Genomic DNA, 17,667 nt, shown 5'->3' with positions numbered 1-17,667 from the left:
GCGGGTGGCCCTCCACTTCGTCGTCGACGCCGCACGGGATGCCCAGCCGGGCGACGCCGTCGTCCTGACCGGCGCGGAAGCGCACCACGCCGCCGCGGTGCGCAGGGTGCGTGCCGGCGAAGAGATCACCGTGGGCGACGGCCGGGGCGTGTGGCTGACCGGGCATTGCGAGTCCGCCACGCCGCGTGAGGTGCTCGTGCGAGTGGACTCCCGCGCAGAGGCGCCTGCCCCGGTGCCGCGAGTCGTGCTCGTCCAGGCGCTGGCCAAGGGCGACCGCGACGAGCTCGCGGTGCAGGCGGCGACCGAACTCGGAGCGGACGAGATCGTGCCCTGGCAGGCTTCCCGCAGCGTGTCGCGGTGGGATGCCAAGGCGGAGAAGGGCCGGGCCCGCTGGTCGACGATCGTGCGTGAGGCGGCCAAGCAGGCGCACCGGTCGTGGATCCCGGACGTGGGCGTTCTCACGACGACCGAGATGCTCACCTCGCGGGTGGCGGAGGCGCGTTCCCTCGTGCTCGAGCCGACCGCGACCACCCCCCTCTCGCAGCTGGACCTGGCCGGGGACGAGCGCGACATCCTCCTCATCGTCGGTCCTGAGGGCGGCATCGCGCCGGACGAGCTTTCGCGTCTGGAGGGGGCCGGCGCGACGCTCACCCGGCTCGGAGACAGCGTCCTGCGCACGTCCACCGCCGGACCCGCCGCGCTCGCACTCGTGAACGCGGCGATCGGACGGTGGTGAGCCGTTCCGCCCGCCGTCCCCAGCACAAGGGGCAATCCCGTGACGGTGGGCCGTCGGTAGACTTGCGGCATGAGCGAGCCATCGGTCTTCACCCGCATCCTGGGCGGCGAGATCCCCTCCGAGATCGTCGCCGAGACCGAGAACGTCTTCGCCATCCGTGACATCGCCCCGCAGGCGCCGGTGCATCTGCTGGTCATTCCCAAGCAGAACGACTACCGCAACGTCGTCGAGCTCGCCGCCGGCGACCCGGCGCTCCTGGCCGAGATGATCGGGCTGGCGAACAGCCTCGCAGCGGAGCACGCCGACGGGGACTTCCGCCTGGTGTTCAACACCGGCCCGCACGCGGGCCAGACCGTCTTCCACGTGCACGCCCACGTGCTCGCCGGAGGACTAGGAGAAGAGAGCGTCGGTGCCTGACCAATCCCCCCAAGAGCCCGTGATCGACCGGGTCTACGCCGACGGCGTGGCGATGGTGCAGCTGCTCGGTCCGCAGGATCGGCTGCTTCGGGTGGTGGAGCGCGAGCACCCCGACGTCGACGTCCACGTTCGCGGCAACGAGATCACGCTCACGGGCGCGGCGGATGCCGTGTCGGCGGCCCGCTCGCTCGTCGACGAGCTGCTCGCGATGACGCAGGCCGGTCACGCGCTGGGCGAGTCCGATGTCTCGTCGTCGAGCCGCATCCTGCGCACCGAGGGCGGCCCGCGCCCGTCGGAGGTCCTGGGGGAGGCGATCCTCTCGTCCCGGGGCAAGGTCATCCGCCCCAAGACGCTCGGGCAGAAGGCCTACGTCGACGCGATCGAAGACAACACGATCGTCTTCGGCATCGGGCCCGCGGGCACCGGCAAGACCTACCTCGCGATGGCGAAGGCCGTCCAGGCGCTTCAGCGCAAAGAGGTCAGCCGCATCATCCTGACGCGGCCCGCAGTCGAAGCCGGCGAGCGGCTCGGCTTCCTGCCGGGCACGCTCACCGACAAGATCGATCCCTACCTGCGTCCGCTCTACGACGCGCTCAACGAGATGATGGACCCCGAGCTCGTGCCCAAGCTCATGGCAACCGGCACCATCGAGGTGGCGCCGCTGGCGTACATGCGCGGACGTACGCTCAACGACTCTTTCGTCGTGCTCGACGAAGCCCAGAACACCACGCCCGAGCAGATGAAGATGTTCCTCACGCGTCTGGGGTTCGGCACGCGCATGGTCGTCACCGGCGACATCACCCAGGTCGACCTGCCGCAGGGTGCGTCGGGGCTGCGCCTGGTGACGCGCGTGCTGTCCGACATCGACGACATCCACTTCGCCTACCTGACCAGTGACGACGTCGTGCGTCACACCCTCGTCGGGAGGATCGTCGACGCGTACAGCGAGTACGACGAGCGCCGACTGGCTGCCCGCCGCGAGAGGGACGAAGCATCCGAGTTCGCCAATCGCGCCGAGCGGCGGGCGGGCATGCGTCCCCAGAACCCGCGCGATCATCTGCCCAAGCGAGGACGCTCATGACGATCGAGATCAGCAACGAGTCCGGCGTCGACGTCGACGAGACCGTGCTCCTGAGACTCATGGAGAACAACCTTCAAGAGCTTCACGTCAGCCCCGACGCCGACGTCGCGATCCTGCTCGTCGACGAAGGGGCGATGGAGGCCCTCCACGTGCAGTGGATGGACGAGCCGGGGCCCACCGACGTGCTGAGCTTCCCGATGGACGAGCTGCGCCCGGGCACGGACGACATGCCGACCCCTGCCGGCCTGCTCGGCGACATCGTGCTGTGCCCCCAGGTGGCCGAGACGCAGGCGGTCGCGGCGAAGCACTCCACGATGGATGAGCTGGTGATGCTCACGACGCACGGGCTGCTCCATCTCCTCGGCTTCGACCACGCCGAGCCCGAAGAGGAGCGCGAGATGTTCGGCCTTCAGCGCGAGCTCATCACGGCCTTCCAGGCCGTGGAGCGTCGACGAAATCGCGCATGACCGCTGCCCTCCTGCTCGTCGCCGCCGCGCTGCTGCTGGCCTTCGGCGCCCTGATGGTCGCCATCGATGCCGCGCTCGGCGTGACGTCGCGGGCGGACCTCACCGAACTCGCCGCACAGGGACGCAATGCGCGGTCGCTCACGCGGATCGCGGCCGACCCCGAGGCCCACGCCAACGCGGTGATCTTCATCCGCGTGCTTGCCGAGACGACCGCCGCGGTGCTGGTCACGGTCGCGTTCACTCTCCTCTTCGACAACATCTGGTGGGCGATGGTCGCCGCCGCGGTCCTGATGACCGGTGTGTCGTACGTGGTGGTGGGCGCGAGCCCGCGCAACGTGGGTCGCCAGCACGCGAAGGGGCTGCTTCGTGGTTCCGCGCCCATCGTCCGCGGCGTGCGCATCCTCCTCGGGCCGCTCGCCCACGGTCTGGTGGCGCTGGGCACCCGCATCACGCCGGGAGTCCGGCGCAGCTCCTCCTTCGCGTCCGAGGAGCAGCTCCTCAGCATCATCGACGAGGCCGCCGAGAACGAGCTGATCGAAGAAGACGACCGCGAGCTCATCCACTCCGTATTCGACTTCACCGACACGTTCGTGCGGGCCGTCATGGTTCCGCGCACCGACATGGTGACCGTGGATGCCTCGGCCTCGACACGACAGGCGATGGCGATCTTCCTCGACAAGGGGATCTCCCGGGTTCCCATCGTCGACGACGAGGCCGACGACGTCGTCGGCGTCCTGTACCTCAAGGATCTCGTGCAGTTCGGCTTCCGCGACGAGGTGGGCTGGCGCGACGCTCCGATCAGTCGGATCGCCCGCCCCGCGGTGTTCGTCCCGGAATCCATGAAGGCCGAGACGCTGCTGCAGCAGATGAAACGCGACGCGGTGCACGTGTGCCTCGTCGTGGACGAGTACGGCGGGGTGTCGGGACTCGTGACACTCGAGGACCTCATCGAGGAGCTGGTGGGGGAGATCGCCGACGAGTACGACCCGAGGGCCGATGAGGTGACCGAGGTGGCCCCCGGCCACTACCGGGTGAGCGCGCGGCTCGGGCTCGACGAAGTGGGCGACCTGTTCGGCATCCAGCTCGAGGACGAGGATGTCGACTCGATCGGAGGACTGCTCGGTAAGGCACTCGGACGCGTGCCGCAGCCCGGTGCGACCGCGGAGTACGACGGCCTCATCCTCACGGGCGGCGCATCCCGAGGGCGCGGCCGCGGCATCTCGACCGTCTTCGTGGAACGCGGTGAGGCTCTCGAGGGCGCCGAGGCGGCGTTCGGGCGCTCCCCGCGCACCGATGAGATCAGAGTGACATCGCCGCGCACGGGCGAGGTCCGGGTGCCGAAGAAGGGCGAGCGCGGATGAACGAGCAGACACGATCGGGATTCGTCACCTTCGTAGGGCGCCCCAACGTCGGCAAGTCGACCTTGACCAACGCCCTCGTGGGCGAGAAAGTCGCGATCACCAGCGACAAGCCCCAGACCACGAGACGGGCCATCCGCGGCATCCTGAATCGACCGGCCGGCCAGCTGGTGATCGTCGACACGCCGGGGATCCACAAGCCCCGCACCCTGTTGGGCGAGCGACTGAACAGCCTCGTCGAGCAGGTGCTGGGCGATGTCGACGTCATCGGCTTCTGCGTGCCCGCGACCGAGAAGGTGGGTCCGGGCGACCGGCGCATAGCCGAGTCGCTCGACGGGTATCCCCGCGCGAAGAAGGTCGCGATCGTGACGAAGACCGATGCGGCCTCGCGCGACCAGATCACCGAACGGCTGATGGAGGTCGACGCCCTCCGAGAGGACTGGGCGGCGGTGATCCCGCTCTCCGCGCTCACGCGGGAGCAGCTCGACGTGCTGACGGACGAGCTCCTCGGGCTGATGCCGCCCGGGCCGGCCCTCTACGACGCCGACGTCGTCACCGATGAATCCCTGGAAGACCGCGTGGCCGAGATCATCCGGGAGGCTGCTCTCGACGGCGTCCGTGACGAGCTCCCGCACTCGATCGCCGTCACGATCGAAGACATGGCCGCGCGGGAAGGGACGGACCTCACCGACGTCTACGCCAGCATCGTGGTCGAGCGCGACAGTCAGAAGGCGATCATCATCGGGCGCAAGGGATCGCGCCTCGCGGACGTGGGCAAGCGGGCGCGGGCCGGCATCGAGCCCCTCGTGGGCACGAGGGTGTTCCTCTCGCTGCACGTCCGCGTGGCCAAGGAGTGGCAGCGCGACCCGAAGCAGCTCGGACGGCTGGGGTTCTGATCCGGATCAGCCCGTCACAGGCGTCAGCGCAGACCGGATGACCACCTTCCCGTCGCCGTAGTCGTCGTCGGCGGCCTCCTGCCAGGTGCCGTCGTCCCACACCACGTCGACCCACAGCCAGCCGTTGTCCGGATATGAGGCCAGGTACGCGTCGCCGAGAAGGTCGGGCAGCTCGTCCTGGATCGCGACGAGTTCTGCCTCTTCGCCCGCACCCGGCTTCCCGCCCGTGGGGTCCTCGGGCATCATCGGGTCGTAGAGGGCCAGCATGATGGGGGGCTGAGTCGCCGTGAACGCGTCGCCGTCGAAGGTTCCCTGGACCGCGTACGCACCCCAGGTCGTGCCGTCGGAGGTCTCCGATCCCTCCACGGCGTCCCACGACCAGCCCCGGAGAGGGATCCCGCTGCACTGCGGGGGATACGACTCGGCGACCGGCCCCAGGCACAGCTCGGTCTCGCCGTCGGTCTCCATCACGGTTCCCTGCGCCACGACCTCGCCCTCAGGCGGCGCGGGCCAGAGCGACCCGAGGGATGCGCTGGGAGGGGCGTCCGCCGGGGAACTTCCTGCGGAACCCGCCGGTGTGGCGCAGGCGGTCAATGCGAGGACGGATGCCGCACCCAGCGCGGCCCCGAGGAATCGGCGATGACGTGTCATACCTCCGAAGTGTCCGCCGCGATGGCATCGTCTCAGAACCCCGATCACCGGCGACGGCCCCTGCCGGATAGAACGGGGGTTCGCCCGTGGAGTGGAGCGGGTGTAGCCTAGGCCTGTGCGTGCAGGCTCGCTGCTTCTCCTTAGCTGCCGCGACGAGGCCTCGATCTAGGGCCTTCCTCGTCGCGGAGCTTGTCGTCGGCCCGCCATTCGACGAGAGAACAAGAGCGACAACATGCAGAACAATCAGAAGCCCTCGGGCATGCCGACCCACAAGTATCGGCCCTACCACGAGCAGATCGCGGTCTCGCTCCCTGATCGCACGTGGCCCGATCGCCGCATCACGACAGCTCCCCGCTGGTGCGCCGTCGACCTGCGCGACGGCAACCAGGCGCTGATCGATCCGATGAGCCCCGAGCGCAAGCGGATCATGTTCGATCTGCTGGTGCGGATGGGCTACAAGGAGATCGAGGTCGGATTCCCCTCGGCCAGTCAAACCGACTTCGATTTCGTGCGGCAGCTCATCGAAGAAGACCTCATCCCGGACGATGTGACCATCCAGGTGCTGACGCAGGCGCGCGCACACCTGATCGAGCGCACCTACGAGTCCATCGCCGGCGCGAAGCAGGCGATCGTCCACCTCTACAACTCGACCAGTGTTCTCCAGCGCGAGGTGGTGTTCCGCACCGACCGACAGGGGATCATCGACATCGCGCTCGAGGGCGCCCGCCTCTGCCGCGAGTTCGAGAAGCGGGTTCCCGAGACGAAGGTCTACTACGAGTACTCGCCGGAGAGCTACACGGGCACGGAGCTCGAATTCGCCGTCGACGTCTGCAATCAGGTGATCGAGGTGTTCGAGCCGACCCCCGACCGGAAGGTGATCATCAACCTTCCGGCGACGGTGGAGATGACGACGCCCAACGTCTACGCCGACTCCATCGAATGGATGAGCCGTCACCTGGCCCACCGCGAGAACGTGATCCTCTCGCTCCACCCGCACAACGACCGCGGCACGGCGATCGCCGCGGCCGAGTTGGGATACATGGCGGGCGCGGACCGGATCGAGGGATGCCTCTTCGGCAACGGCGAGCGCACCGGCAACGTGGATCTGGTCGCCCTCGGCATCAACCTCTTGACCCAGGGCATCGACCCGCAGATCGACTTCAGCGACATCGACCAGGTCAAGCGCACGGTGGAGTACTGCAACCAGCTGCCGGTGCACGAGCGGAGCCCGTGGGCCGGCGACCTCGTGTTCACCGCCTTCAGCGGGTCGCACCAGGACGCGATCAAGAAGGGGTTCGAGGCGATGGCGTCGCGGGCGGCCTCCACAGGCGTGACGGTGGACGACATCGAGTGGGCCGTCCCGTACCTGCCGATCGACCCGAAGGATCTCGGCCGCTCGTACGAGGCTGTGATCCGTGTCAACTCGCAGTCCGGAAAGGGCGGCGTGGCCTACTTGCTGAAGACCGACCATGCCATCGACCTGCCGCGCAAGCTGCAGATCGAGTTCTCGGGCGTCGTGCAGGCGAAGACGGACGCCGAGGGCGGCGAGGTGACGAGCGACCAGATCTGGGCGATCTTCAGCGACGAGTATCTGCCGTCGTCCAACGTGGATGAGCGCTGGGGCCGCTTCGAGCTGCTCGCGACCAGCACGCGCAGCGACATGTCCGGCGATGTCGCGCTCGATGTGACGCTCCGCGACGGCGACGCCGAGTACGCGGCATCCGGTCATGGGAACGGCCCCGTCGCCGCCTTCCTCGAGGTGGTCCGCTCACAGGGGTTCGACGTCACGCTGTACGACTACGTCGAGCACGCCCTGAGCGCGGGCGGGGATGCCCAGGCCGCCGCCTATGTCGAGCTCCAGGTCGATGGCGAGCGTCTGTGGGGCGTCGGGATCGACGGCGACATCTCGACGGCGTCGTTGAAGGCGATCGTGTCGGGCGTGAATCGCGCGATCCGCACGAGGGAGAGGTCGGGCGCTCTCGCCGGGGTCTGACTCCGACGCCGCGGGCGCGGCTACGACTTGACGATCGGGATGGTCGAGGTCTCCACGGCGACCTTGCGACGGTACAGCGCGCGCTGCTCGGGCAGCGAGATGTCGAAGATCACCGCGAGCACGCGGATCACGGCGGTCACCACGACACCGACGATGGCGGAGATCTCGAGATTCACGCCGAACGCGTTGGCGCCCGCGAGGACGAGGCATCCCGCGCCCGCGGCGACGGCATACAGCGATCCGACGTGCATGATGGCCACCGGCAGGCCCATGATCATGTCGCGCAGGATGCCGCCGCCGACCGCCGCGCACACGCCGATGAACACCGCGGGCACGAGTGGCAAGCCGAGGTAGAGCGCCTTGCTGGTGCCGAGGGCCCCGAACAGGCCGATCACCAGGGCGTCGAGGCCGACGATGACGGCGTTGAGCCGCTGGAAGAGGCCGGCCAGCAGCATCCCGACGAGGGCGGCGCCGGTGGCCGTGAGGAGATACCAGTTGCTCTGCAACGACACGGGGGTCACGTTGAGGAGCAGATCACGGATGAGGCCGCCCCCCATCGCCACGACGATCCCGATGATCGCGACGCCGAGGAGATCCAGGCGTCGCTGACCGCGGAAGCCCGAGGCGAAGAGCGCTCCCTGGATGCCGCCCAATCCGACGGCGGTGAGGTCGGCCCACAGGGGGATCACGAAGATCGGCTCGTCCACTCTTCAATTGTGGGGCCGCCGGTCAGGGGATGTGGTTCCGCACCGCCGTCATGAATCCGTCGAGGTCATCGACCCAGAGCCGCACGGCGTCCACCTCGTGCGTGGCGCCTCCCCACCGGGCTCGCACGGGGTGCTCCAGCACGATGAGAACGTTGGTCTCGTCCTGCATCCGGAGGGCGAGCGTGCGGCCGTGCGGCTCGTCGCGGACCTTGGGGGCCTTCTCCTGCACGTCGCGGGACTTCTCGACCGAAGCGACCGCGTCCCATGTCAGGTCGATGTCGACGTCCCCGCCGAGTCGTGCGCGGATTCCCTCCGGCCCGACGGCGTGAGGGCGTGTGATGTAGCTGAGCAGCAACCCGACCATCCAAGTGACCCCCCAGACCCCGAGGGCGAGAAGAAGGATGCGGATCCACGGCCACGGGTGAACGATGAGGTCCACGATGGGGATCTCCACGGCCGAGAGCACGATGAAGACCACGAGGATCGTGCGCACGGGCGAGTGGTAGGTGAAGCTCGACGCTCCGCGCGGCACGCGCGGACGCCGCAGCAGCCAGCGATACAGCCCCTGCCATACCGCCACCTCCGCTCGCCAGGCCGCCCGAGCGATCGAGGCCACTCGCGACGCGACGCGCGCCGTGCGGCGTTGGTCGGCCGTTCTCTGGTCGGTCATGACGACTCCGCCCTCTCTTCCTGTGCGCGTTCGTGTTCGGCCACCAGGCGCTCGAGTCGTTCTCGCGCGTGGTCGATCACTTGGATCGCGGCGGCGACGGCGTGCGGATCGAGGCCCTCGATGAGCGCGTCACCGAGCGCCACGCGTTCCGACGCCATCGCCGTCATCGCCGATGCGCCCCGCGGTGTGAGCTCGACGAGCAGCGCCCGGCGGTCGGTGGGATGCGAGGTCCGGCGGGCGAGTCCCGTGGACTCGAGGGCGTCCACGAGGGTCGTGACGTAGCGCGGGGTCACGCCGATGGCTTCGGCGAGTGCGGATTGGGTCGCGGGACCGCCGTGGTGCAGCACCCACAGCAGGTGGGTGCGCGGGACGGTGAGTCCACGCCGTTCGAGTTCGCGCTCCTGGTCGGCCTGCAGCACGGCGGTGATCGCGAGGAGTGCGTCGAGAAGCTGTGGTCCGGACATAGTGAACAAGGTACACGGAAAAGCGCGGGGTTCGCACGGCTCGTCGGCGGGACGATCCTGCGCGCGGCGACGATAATTGGGAGGTGCCTACCTACCGCGACGAAGTCGTGGTCCTGCGCACCCACAAGCTGGGGGAGGCGGACAGGATCGTGACGATGCTCAGTCGCCGCCACGGCAAGCTGCGTGCCGTCGCGAAGGGCGTTCGCCGCACATCTTCGCGGTTCGGGGCCCGCCTCGAGCCGTTCATGGTCGCCGATGTCCAGCTGTACGAAGGGCGCTCGCTCGACATCGTGCAGCAGGCCGAGTCCCTCGGTTCGTACGGCGCCGACATCGCCGCCCACTACGACCGGTACACCTCCGCCCACGCCATGGTCGAGGCCGCCGACCGCCTCAACGAGGCGGAGGCGACCCCACAGCAGTACCTGCTGCTGGTCGGCGGACTCCGCGCGCTCGCCCGGGGCGACCATGCCTCCCGCAGCGTCCTCGACTCGTACCTGCTGCGTGCCATGGCGCTCTCGGGCTGGGCGCCGGGACTGGGCGAGTGCGCCCGGTGCGGCCGTCCCGGTCCGCACGACACGTTCGTCGCCCAGCTTGGCGGCATGGTGTGCCGCGACTGCGCCCCCACCGGGGCCGCTCGCGTGCACGCGGAGACCTCGGCGCTGCTCCAGTGGCTCATGGCGGGGGAGTGGGATCGGGTGGATGCCGCGTCCCCGGCCTCCAGTGCGGCGGCGTCTGGGCTGATCGCGGCGTACGCGCAGTGGCACCTCGAGCGCGGCATCCGTTCGCTTTCCCATGTCTCTGCTGCCCCGGAAGGACCTGGTCGATGACCCCGAAGCCGTTCACGCACCGCGACGCGCTTCCGTACCGACCGCTGGACTGGACCGGGATCGACCCGCCCGCATTCCCGGCGGGTTCCGTGCCGCGCCACGTCGCGATCGTCATGGACGGGAACGGGCGGTGGGCGAACCGCCGCGGTCTCACCCGGGTCGAGGGGCACAAGGCCGGGGAGTCGGCCCTGCTGGACGTCGTCGCCGGTGCCATCCAAGCCGGCGTCAAGCACCTCTCGGTCTACGCCTTCTCCACCGAGAACTGGTCGCGGTCGCCCGACGAGGTGAGATTCCTCATGGGATTCAACCGCGATGTGCTCCACCGGCGGCGCGACCAGCTCAACGAGTGGGGCGTGCGGATCCGGTGGGCTGGGCGCAAGCCCCGCCTCTGGTCGAGTGTGATCAAGGAGCTCCAGTTCGCCGAGCGACTGACCGAGACCAACGATGTGCTGACGCTCACCATGTGCGTCAACTACGGCGGACGGGTCGAACTGGTCGACGCCATGCGGTCGATCGCGGACGACGTCGCAGCCGGCCGGATCTCGCCCTCGGCTGTCAGCGAGAAGCTCATCCGCAAGCGGCTCTATCAGCCCGACATGCCCGACGTGGACCTGTTCGTCCGGTCGAGCGGCGAGCAGCGCACCTCGAACTTCCTGCTGTGGGAGTCGGCCTACGCCGAGTTCGTGTTCCTCGACACGCTGTGGCCCGACTTCTCCCGGACCGATCTGTGGGAGGCGATCGGGATGTACCTCGACCGAGACCGGCGCTTCGGGGGCGCCGTGGACGCACCGACGGCGTGACGGGCGACTCCGAACGAGTCCGGCGCCGCGAGGAATAGAGCGCGAACGCCCCGTCGTTGCCTCTGACATGACGGATGCCATCAAGATCGACGTGTGGAGTGACATCGCGTGCCCCTGGTGCTACATCGGCAAGCGCAATCTCGAGAAGGGGCTGGCCGAAGCATCCGGCGACCAGGATGCGCCCGTCGTGGACGTGGTGTTCCACTCGTTCGAGCTCTCACCCGACACGCCGGTCGACTTCGACGGCGGCGAAGCCGACTACCTGGCCACGCACAAGGGCATCTCGGCCGACCAGGCCCGTCAGATGCTCGATCGGGTCACGGGAGTCGCGGCCGAGGCGGGGCTGGACTACCGGTTCGATCTGCTCAAGCACACCAACACGGTCAAGGCCCATGAGCTGCTGCATTTCGCCAAGGAGCAGGGACGCCAGCACGAACTCGCTGAGAGGCTGATGTCGGCCTACTTCACCGAGGGCCGCCACCTGGGTCAGGAGGACGAGCTCGTCGACCTCGCTGCCGACGCCGGCCTCGACCCGGAGGCCGCGCGAGAGGCGCTCCGCAGCGAACGGTACCTGCCGGCGGTGCGCGCCGACCAGGCGCAGGCTCAGGCGTACGGCATCAACGGCGTGCCCTTCTTCGTGATCGACGGCAAGTACGGAGTCTCGGGCGCGCAGCCCGCCGAGGCCTTTGCGCAGATCGTCCGTCAGGTCTGGGAGGAGCACCGCGACGAAGCGCCCGTCAGCGCCTGACGGAGACACCACGAAGCCCGCCGGTTGTCCGGCGGGCTTCGACGTTCTCCGTCAGCGCGGAAGGTGCGCTTCGATGACCTCGACGATGGCCGGGTCGTCCGGCTTCACGTTCGGGCGGAAGCGGTGAACGGTGCCGTCGGGGGTCAGCACGAACTTCTCGAAGTTCCACTGAACGCGGCCCTTCTTGCCCTCGGCATCGGGCGCGTCCTTCAGCGCCTTGTACAGCGGCGCCGCCTTGCCGCCGTTGACCTTGACCTTGTCGTGCACCGGGAAGGTCACCCCCCAGGTCGTCGAGCAGTACTCGAGGATCTCGTCCATCGATCCCGGCTCCTGACCGAGGAACTGGTTGCAGGGGAACCCGAGAACGGTGAACCCGCGATCGGCGTACGCCCGCTGCAGCTGCTCGAGCTGCTCGTACTGCGGGGTGAGACCGCACCTCGAGGCCACGTTGACGACCAGCAGCACCTTGTCGCCGTAATCGGCGAGGGTCGCGGTGCCGCCGTCGGCGGTCTGGAACGGGATGCTGCGCAGGTCGGTCGCGGTAGCCTCGGTCATGTCCCCAGGCTAAGCCCTCCCGTTCGGCGGATGGTCGGATTCCTCTGGGAGAATGGTTGATGTGACTACTGCCCTCGCCCCCGCCCGCACACTGCGGATCGGCCCCATCGAACTCGATGCGCCCGTCGTGCTCGCGCCGATGGCGGGGATCACCAACACCGCTTTCCGCCGGCTCTGCCGAGAGTACGGTGCCGGCCTCTACGTCAGCGAGATGATCACGACGCGCGCGCTCGTCGAGCGCAATGCGACCACGATGCGTCTGATCACCCATCACGAGTCCGAGAAGCCCCGGTCGATCCAGCTCTACGGCGTCGACCCCGCGACGACCGAGGCCGCCGTGCGCCTGCTCGTCGACGAGGACCGCGCCGACCACATCGATCTGAACTTCGGATGCCCCGTCCCGAAGGTCACCCGCAAGGGCGGCGGCGCGGCCCTGCCGTGGAAGCTCGGGCTGTTCCGCGACATCGTGACCCGCGCGGCGCGCGCTGCCGGCGACATCCCGCTGACGGTCAAGATGCGCAAGGGCATCGACTCCGACCACCTGACCTTCCTCGACGCCGGCCGCATCGCCGAGGACGCGGGCGTGGCCGCCGTCGCGCTGCACGCCCGTACCGCCGCCGAGTTCTACTCCGGCGAGGCCGACTGGTCGGCGATCGCCCAGCTGAAAGAGACCGTCACCAGCGTGCCCGTCCTGGGCAACGGAGACATCTGGTCGGCCGCCGATGCCGCGCGCATGATGGCCGAGACCGGTTGCGACGGAGTGGTCGTGGGTCGCGGATGCCTCGGTCGCCCCTGGCTCTTCGGCGACCTCGCCCGCGAACTGGGGGGCCCGCGCGCCGCGGCGGCGGCACCCGTCGACGCGACCCTGGGGTTCGTGGCGCGCGCCTTCCGCCGTCACGCCGAGCTCCTGGTCGAGTTCTTCGACGACGAGGGCCGGGGGTGCCGCGACATCCGCAAGCACGTGGCGTGGTACTTCAAGGGCTACCCGGTCGGCGGCGACCTGCGGGCGCGGCTGGCGACGGTCTCGACCCTCGCCGAGATCGACGACCTCCTCGCCACCCTCGACCTGGAGGCGCCGTACCCCGGGGCGGCCGCCGAGGGCCAGCGCGGCCGTGCCGGCACGCCCAAGCGTCCCGCGCTGCCCGAGAACTGGCTGGATTCGCGCGAGCTCGGGGCCGACGCATCCTGCGCCCTCGCCGAAGCGGAGCTCGACCACAGTGGCGGCTGACGGGGCACTCGCGGTCGGGATCGCGGCGGAACGGCCTCCCGGCTACGACGACGCCGACGCGGCGCGGTTCCATTCCGAGGAGCATCGTTCGCAGCGCGACGACTTCGCCCGCGATCGGGCGAGGGTCCTGCACTCGGCGGCGCTGCGCCGGCTCGCCGCGAAGACCCAGGTTCTCAGCCCCGCGAGCCCGGCCGACTTCGCCCGAAACCGTCTGACGCACTCCCTCGAGGTGGCGCAGGTGGGGCGGGAGCTGGCGACGGCGCTGCGGCTCGCGCCCGATGTGGTGGACACGGCGTGCCTGAGCCACGATCTCGGGCATCCGCCGTTCGGTCACAACGGCGAGCGGGCCATGAACGAATGGGCGGAGGACATCGGGGGCTTCGAGGGCAACGCCCAGACCCTCAGGATCGTCACCCGGCTCGAGCCGAAGGTCGTCGACGGGCGGGGACGCAGCTTCGGACTCAATCTGACGCGCGCGAGCCTCGATGCCACGTGCAAGTACCCGTGGACAGCGGAGCATCCGCTGCCCGACCCGGGCGGGCGCCTGAAGTTCGGGGTGTATCCCGACGACGAAGAGGTGTTCCGCTGGATGCGGGCCGGAGCGCCCGGACGTGTCCGCTGCATCGAGGCTGAGGTGATGGACCTCTCCGACGACATCGCGTACTCGGTGCACGACTTCGAGGATGCCGTCGTCAACGGGTATCTCGACCCTGCGCGGCTCGCCGACCCGGCCGAGCACGAGGCGCTCCTGACGTCGATCCAATCCTGGGTCGGCTTCGACTTCGCCCGCGACGAACTCGAGGACGCGCTGTACCGCCTCACGCGCATACCCGAGTGGATTCCGTCGTTCGACGGTACTCGGGCTTCGCACGCGCGACTCAAGAACCTGACGTCCGATCTCATCGGCCGGTTCGCCCGAGCGGCGACGACGGCGACGCGGGAGGCGTACGGGATGTCGGCGCTCACCCGGTATCGTGCGCACGTGGTCGTTCCGCGAGTCGTCGAGGCGGAGATGGCCGTCCTGAAGGGTGTCATCGGCACGGTCGTGGTGTCGATCGAGGGCCGCAAGGATCTCTACAAGGAGCAGCGGCGGGTGCTGAAGCGACTGGCCGGGGCACTCTGGGACCGCCCGGAAGAGCTCGACCCGATGCACGCGCAGGACTTCGCCGCGGCGTCCACCGAGGCGGCGCGGCGGCGCGTCATCGTGGACCAGGTCGCCAGCCTGACCGATCAGGTCGCGATCGCGTGGCACGGCCGTCTCGTCGGGGAGTTGGACGCCGCGTCGCTGGGCGTGTGGTCGCCGGGCGCGCGCGCGACCGGGGTTCGCTGATGGCGGGGCGCATTCGTCAATCCGACGTCGAAGAGGTCAAGGCGCGCACGAACATCGCCGACATCATCGGCGAGCGGGTCGCGTTGAAGAACGCCGGCGTGGGGGCGATGAAGGGACTCTGCCCGTTCCACGACGAGCGCAGCCCCAGCTTCAACGTCCGGCCGCAGGCGGGGTTCTATCACTGCTTCGGATGCGGCGAGTCCGGCGACGTCTACTCCTTCCTCACGCGCATGGATCACGTGTCGTTCACCGAGGCGGTCGAGCGGCTGGCCGGACGCATCGGCTACACCCTGCACTACGAGGACGGGGGAGCGGCTCCCGAGCACACCGGTCGCACGCGGCTCTACGCCGCCAACACGGCCGCCGCGCAGTTCTTCCGGGCGCAGCTGCAGACGCCGGAGGCCGAGATCGCGCGCCGCTTCCTCGGCGAGCGGGGCTTCGACGCGGGCGCCGCGGGGCACTTCGGTGTCGGTTATGCGCCGAAGGGCTGGTCGGCGATGCATGACGCGCTTCGTTCGCAGGGGTTCACCGACGAGGAGCTCACGAACGCCGGGCTCGTGTCGCAGGGCCAGCGAGGCGTCTACGACCGTTTCCGCGGACGCGTGGTGTGGCCGATCCGCGACGTCACGGGGCAGGTGATCGGGTTCGGCGCCCGGCGCCTGTTCGACGACGACAAGGGCCCCAAGTACCTCAACACGCCAGAGACCACCGTCTACAAGAAGGCGCAGGTCCTCTACGGACTCGACCTCGCCAAGCGCGACATCTCGCGGGACCACCGCGTCGTCGTGGTGGAGGGGTACACCGACGTCATGGCATGTCATCTGGCCGGAATCACGACGGCGATCGCCACGTGCGGCACGGCGTTCGGCTCCGACCACATCACCGTCCTCCGCCGGGTCATGGGCGACGATTCCACCGCAGGCGAGGTGGTGTTCACGTTCGATCCGGATGCCGCGGGCCAGAAGGCGGCGCTTCGCGCCTTCGCCGACGCGAAACGGTTCAACGCCCAGACGTACGTCGCGACCGGCCCCGAGGGGCTCGATCCGTGCGATCTCCGGCTGCGACGTGGTGACGCGGCGGTCCGGGGGCTCATGGAGACGAAGGTGCCGATGGTGGAGTTCGTGCTCGATCAGCGGATCGCCGGGTTCGACCTCGCCTCCGTCGAAGGGCGGGTCGGAGCGCTGCGCGCCGCCGCGCCCGTCGTCGCGGAGCTGCGCGACGCCCTCCTCCAGCCCGAGTACGTCCGGGTTCTCGCTCGACGCCTCGGCATGGACACCGAGGACGTTCGACGGGAGGTCGAGCGGGCGGGCCGGGGCGCGTCGCGCCGCGACGAGCGGTCGCCCGATGCGGCGCGGGACCCCGAGCCGCCGTCGGGCGAGACCTTGACGCGGGTGACCCTCGCATCGCTCCCGCGGACCGCCGATGCGACGCTCGAGCGCGACGCTCTCATGGGGATCCTGCAGTTCGGGCACCGTCTGGACCCGTCGCTCGTCACCCGGGCGCTGTCGCTTCCCTTCCGGCATCCGGCCCTCGATGCCGTGCGCCGAGCCGTCGAGGAGAGTTCCGACGCCCAGCGGCCGGGATGGGCCGTCGACGCGATCGGACGGATTCGCGAGCCGTACCGGTCTCTCGGGGCGGAACTGCTCGCGGCTGACTTCCCCGCTTTGGACGACGCGGCCGCGGTGGCGTCCACCGCCGACCTCGCGCGGCGGCTCGTGATCCGAGGGCTCGATACCGAGAAGAACGAGATGCTCGGAGCCATTCAGCGGGTGCCCGCCGCTTCGGACGAGGGGCGGGCGATCCGGCTGCGGCTGCGCGAATTGGATGCGCAGCGCCAGCAGCTCGTCGCCGAGGCGGGGTGACGCGGTGGCTGGCGCCGACGAGGACCTCAGGGCAGGATGAGGGGATGACCCGCCGGAAAGACGCCGACGTCGCCATCCGCTGCAGTGATCTGTCCATCGCCCGCGCAGGGCGAGGCGGTCCGGCCGCCCGGGTCGTGGACGGTGTCACCTTCACTCTCCCGCCTGCGGGCACGATGACCGTCATGGGTCCCACCGGCTCCGGGAAGTCGAGCCTGGCGTCGGTGCTCGCAGGGGCCGCCGACGACGGTCTGGCCGTGGTCGGCGGCGAGGCGCTCGTCGAAGGCATCGGGGTGCGCCACCCCGGACGCGCGCACCGCGAGCTGACCTACGTGACCGGCTATCTCCCGCAGTCGGCCGGTGCCCACCTGCCCGCCCGGCTCACCGTCTCGGAGGTGATCGGCGCACCCATCACCAGCCGCGATCGGCGTGTGAATCAGCGAGCTCTCTCGGTGCGTGTCGCCACGCTCCTCGACGAGATGATGCTGCCTCTCGGGGCGGCCGCCAAGTACCCCTACGAGCTGAGCGCCGGCATGCGTCAGCGCGTGGCGTTCGCCCGCGCGCTGGTGCTTCAGCCGCGGCTCTTCATCGGGGACGAGCCCTTCTCCAACATGGACGTCGAAGTGCGACGCGCGGCCCGCGACGCTCTCCTGCGCCGACGCGACGAGTACGGCATGTCGGCCCTGCTCGTGACGAATGAGACGGATGTCGCGCGCGACCTGAACGCGCACGTCCTCGTCCTGCGAGCCGGCCACGCCGTCGCCTACGGACACAGCGCGGACGACCTGCTGTGGACCCCCAGCGGCGAGGCGGACCGGCGACTGGTCGCCTCCTGACGTCACGAGCACACCTTCGCGTTTGCTAACATGGTGTGGTTGCC

19 protein-coding genes are annotated in these 17,667 nt (G+C 69.5%); 14 read left to right on the top strand and 5 right to left on the bottom strand.

Features of this window, described 5'->3' with window-relative positions:
- Positions 1 to 4 precede the first annotated feature (4 nt).
- From ACFUTX_RS07245 to era, 6 genes are all read left to right on the top strand, one after another.
- A complete protein-coding gene (locus ACFUTX_RS07245) occupies positions 5 to 736 on the top strand; it encodes a 16S rRNA (uracil(1498)-N(3))-methyltransferase (RefSeq protein WP_378862006.1) in 732 nt (243 codons plus the stop codon).
- Positions 737 to 805: 69 nt separating this feature from the next.
- Complete coding sequence (locus ACFUTX_RS07240; RefSeq protein ID WP_378862003.1) at positions 806 to 1,153, top strand: HIT domain-containing protein; 348 nt, start codon at positions 806 to 808, stop codon at positions 1,151 to 1,153.
- Between the two features lie 52 nt (positions 1,154 to 1,205).
- Positions 1,206 to 2,234, top strand: a complete 1,029-nt coding sequence (locus ACFUTX_RS07235; RefSeq protein ID WP_378862875.1) for a PhoH family protein — start codon at positions 1,206 to 1,208, stop codon at positions 2,232 to 2,234.
- Positions 2,231 to 2,701 carry an rRNA maturation RNase YbeY gene (gene ybeY / locus ACFUTX_RS07230; RefSeq protein WP_378862000.1) on the top strand — a complete coding sequence of 157 codons (471 nt, stop codon included), beginning with the start codon at positions 2,231 to 2,233 and terminating at the stop codon, positions 2,699 to 2,701. Before ACFUTX_RS07235 ends, ybeY begins: the two co-directional genes overlap by 4 nt.
- Positions 2,698 to 4,062, top strand: coding sequence for a hemolysin family protein (locus ACFUTX_RS07225; protein WP_378861997.1), 1,365 nt, complete (start codon positions 2,698 to 2,700; stop codon positions 4,060 to 4,062). Before ybeY ends, ACFUTX_RS07225 begins: the two co-directional genes overlap by 4 nt.
- Positions 4,059 to 4,955, top strand: coding sequence for a GTPase Era (gene era, locus ACFUTX_RS07220; RefSeq protein WP_378861994.1), 897 nt, complete (start codon positions 4,059 to 4,061; stop codon positions 4,953 to 4,955). Before ACFUTX_RS07225 ends, era begins: the two co-directional genes overlap by 4 nt.
- Before the next feature lie 6 nt (positions 4,956 to 4,961).
- Here era and ACFUTX_RS07215 read toward each other — a convergent pair whose 3' ends face one another.
- A complete protein-coding gene (locus ACFUTX_RS07215; RefSeq protein WP_378861991.1) occupies positions 4,962 to 5,606 on the bottom strand; it encodes a hypothetical protein in 645 nt (214 codons plus the stop codon).
- A gap of 232 nt (positions 5,607 to 5,838) precedes the next feature.
- On the opposite strand from ACFUTX_RS07215, the gene leuA reads away from it, so the two are divergent.
- The gene (gene leuA / locus ACFUTX_RS07210) at positions 5,839 to 7,599 is read left to right on the top strand and encodes a 2-isopropylmalate synthase (protein ID WP_378861988.1); all 1,761 of its coding nucleotides are present in this window, start codon (positions 5,839 to 5,841) and stop codon (positions 7,597 to 7,599) included.
- A 20-nt stretch (positions 7,600 to 7,619) separates the two neighbouring features.
- Here the strand turns inward: leuA and ACFUTX_RS07205 are convergent, their stop codons facing one another.
- The 3 genes from ACFUTX_RS07205 to ACFUTX_RS07195 are packed head-to-tail and all read right to left on the bottom strand — an operon-like array spanning position 7,620 to position 9,440.
- Positions 7,620 to 8,306 (bottom strand): trimeric intracellular cation channel family protein, encoded by a 687-nt coding sequence (locus ACFUTX_RS07205; RefSeq protein WP_378861986.1) that lies wholly within the window; start codon positions 8,304 to 8,306, stop codon positions 7,620 to 7,622.
- Positions 8,307 to 8,328: 22 nt separating this feature from the next.
- Entirely contained in the window at positions 8,329 to 8,976 is a 648-nt protein-coding gene (locus tag ACFUTX_RS07200; RefSeq protein WP_378861983.1) for a hypothetical protein, read from the bottom strand.
- Positions 8,973 to 9,440 carry a MarR family winged helix-turn-helix transcriptional regulator gene (locus ACFUTX_RS07195; protein WP_378861980.1) on the bottom strand — a complete coding sequence of 156 codons (468 nt, stop codon included), beginning with the start codon at positions 9,438 to 9,440 and terminating at the stop codon, positions 8,973 to 8,975. The genes ACFUTX_RS07200 and ACFUTX_RS07195 overlap by 4 nt, the downstream gene beginning before the upstream one ends.
- An 83-nt stretch (positions 9,441 to 9,523) precedes the next feature.
- On the opposite strand from ACFUTX_RS07195, the gene recO reads away from it, so the two are divergent.
- The 3 genes from recO to ACFUTX_RS07180 all read left to right on the top strand — a co-directional run bounded on the left by recO (position 9,524) and on the right by ACFUTX_RS07180 (position 11,815).
- Positions 9,524 to 10,267, top strand: a complete 744-nt coding sequence (gene recO / locus ACFUTX_RS07190) for a DNA repair protein RecO (RefSeq protein WP_378861977.1) — start codon at positions 9,524 to 9,526, stop codon at positions 10,265 to 10,267.
- Entirely contained in the window at positions 10,264 to 11,067 is an 804-nt protein-coding gene (locus tag ACFUTX_RS07185; protein WP_378861974.1) for an isoprenyl transferase, read from the top strand. Before recO ends, ACFUTX_RS07185 begins: the two co-directional genes overlap by 4 nt.
- A gap of 67 nt (positions 11,068 to 11,134) precedes the next feature.
- The gene (locus tag ACFUTX_RS07180) at positions 11,135 to 11,815 is read left to right on the top strand and encodes a DsbA family protein (protein WP_378861971.1); all 681 of its coding nucleotides are present in this window, start codon (positions 11,135 to 11,137) and stop codon (positions 11,813 to 11,815) included.
- A 51-nt stretch (positions 11,816 to 11,866) separates the two neighbouring features.
- On the opposite strand, the gene ACFUTX_RS07175 is transcribed toward ACFUTX_RS07180, so the two are convergent.
- Complete coding sequence (locus ACFUTX_RS07175) at positions 11,867 to 12,370, bottom strand: glutathione peroxidase (RefSeq protein ID WP_378861968.1); 504 nt, start codon at positions 12,368 to 12,370, stop codon at positions 11,867 to 11,869.
- Positions 12,371 to 12,422: 52 nt separating this feature from the next.
- Here ACFUTX_RS07175 and dusB point away from each other — a divergent pair, with 52 nt between their 5' ends.
- The 4 genes from dusB to ACFUTX_RS07155 are packed head-to-tail and all read left to right on the top strand — an operon-like array spanning position 12,423 to position 17,623.
- Positions 12,423 to 13,598 carry a tRNA dihydrouridine synthase DusB gene (dusB, locus tag ACFUTX_RS07170; protein WP_378861965.1) on the top strand — a complete coding sequence of 392 codons (1,176 nt, stop codon included), beginning with the start codon at positions 12,423 to 12,425 and terminating at the stop codon, positions 13,596 to 13,598.
- Positions 13,588 to 14,928, top strand: a complete 1,341-nt coding sequence (locus tag ACFUTX_RS07165; protein ID WP_378861962.1) for a deoxyguanosinetriphosphate triphosphohydrolase — start codon at positions 13,588 to 13,590, stop codon at positions 14,926 to 14,928. The genes dusB and ACFUTX_RS07165 overlap by 11 nt, the downstream gene beginning before the upstream one ends.
- Entirely contained in the window at positions 14,928 to 16,790 is a 1,863-nt protein-coding gene (gene dnaG, locus ACFUTX_RS07160; RefSeq protein WP_378861961.1) for a DNA primase, read from the top strand. The genes ACFUTX_RS07165 and dnaG overlap by 1 nt, the downstream gene beginning before the upstream one ends.
- Before the next feature lie 44 nt (positions 16,791 to 16,834).
- Positions 16,835 to 17,623 carry an ATP-binding cassette domain-containing protein gene (locus ACFUTX_RS07155; RefSeq protein ID WP_378861958.1) on the top strand — a complete coding sequence of 263 codons (789 nt, stop codon included), beginning with the start codon at positions 16,835 to 16,837 and terminating at the stop codon, positions 17,621 to 17,623.
- The last annotated feature ends 44 nt before the right edge of the window (positions 17,624 to 17,667 follow it).

Source organism: Microbacterium sp. NPDC057407 (assembly GCF_042803895.1).
Classification (GTDB): Bacteria; Actinomycetota; Actinomycetes; order Actinomycetales; family Microbacteriaceae; genus Microbacterium.
This window is presented reverse-complemented; position numbering and strand designations above follow the sequence as displayed.

Excerpts from the sequence above, each read along its gene's own strand:
- ACFUTX_RS07215 (WP_378861991.1), bottom strand. The coding sequence starts at position 5,606 with ATGACACGTCATCGCCGATTCCTCGGGGCCGCGCTGGGTGCGGCATCC.
- ACFUTX_RS07175 (WP_378861968.1), bottom strand. The coding sequence starts at position 12,370 with ATGACCGAGGCTACCGCGACCGACCTGCGCAGCATCCCGTTCCAGACC.
- ACFUTX_RS07195 (WP_378861980.1), bottom strand. The coding sequence starts at position 9,440 with ATGTCCGGACCACAGCTTCTCGACGCACTCCTCGCGATCACCGCCGTG.
- ACFUTX_RS07155 (WP_378861958.1), top strand. The coding sequence starts at position 16,835 with ATGACCCGCCGGAAAGACGCCGACGTCGCCATCCGCTGCAGTGATCTG.
- ybeY (WP_378862000.1), top strand. The coding sequence starts at position 2,231 with ATGACGATCGAGATCAGCAACGAGTCCGGCGTCGACGTCGACGAGACC.
- era (WP_378861994.1), top strand. The coding sequence starts at position 4,059 with ATGAACGAGCAGACACGATCGGGATTCGTCACCTTCGTAGGGCGCCCC.
- ACFUTX_RS07235 (WP_378862875.1), top strand. The coding sequence starts at position 1,206 with ATGGTGCAGCTGCTCGGTCCGCAGGATCGGCTGCTTCGGGTGGTGGAG.
- dusB (WP_378861965.1), top strand. The coding sequence starts at position 12,423 with ATGGTTGATGTGACTACTGCCCTCGCCCCCGCCCGCACACTGCGGATC.
- ACFUTX_RS07180 (WP_378861971.1), top strand. The coding sequence starts at position 11,135 with ATGACGGATGCCATCAAGATCGACGTGTGGAGTGACATCGCGTGCCCC.
- dnaG (WP_378861961.1), top strand. The coding sequence starts at position 14,928 with ATGGCGGGGCGCATTCGTCAATCCGACGTCGAAGAGGTCAAGGCGCGC.
- ACFUTX_RS07200 (WP_378861983.1), bottom strand. The coding sequence starts at position 8,976 with ATGACCGACCAGAGAACGGCCGACCAACGCCGCACGGCGCGCGTCGCG.
- ACFUTX_RS07185 (WP_378861974.1), top strand. The coding sequence starts at position 10,264 with ATGACCCCGAAGCCGTTCACGCACCGCGACGCGCTTCCGTACCGACCG.
- ACFUTX_RS07225 (WP_378861997.1), top strand. The coding sequence starts at position 2,698 with ATGACCGCTGCCCTCCTGCTCGTCGCCGCCGCGCTGCTGCTGGCCTTC.
- leuA (WP_378861988.1), top strand. The coding sequence starts at position 5,839 with ATGCAGAACAATCAGAAGCCCTCGGGCATGCCGACCCACAAGTATCGG.
- ACFUTX_RS07240 (WP_378862003.1), top strand. The coding sequence starts at position 806 with ATGAGCGAGCCATCGGTCTTCACCCGCATCCTGGGCGGCGAGATCCCC.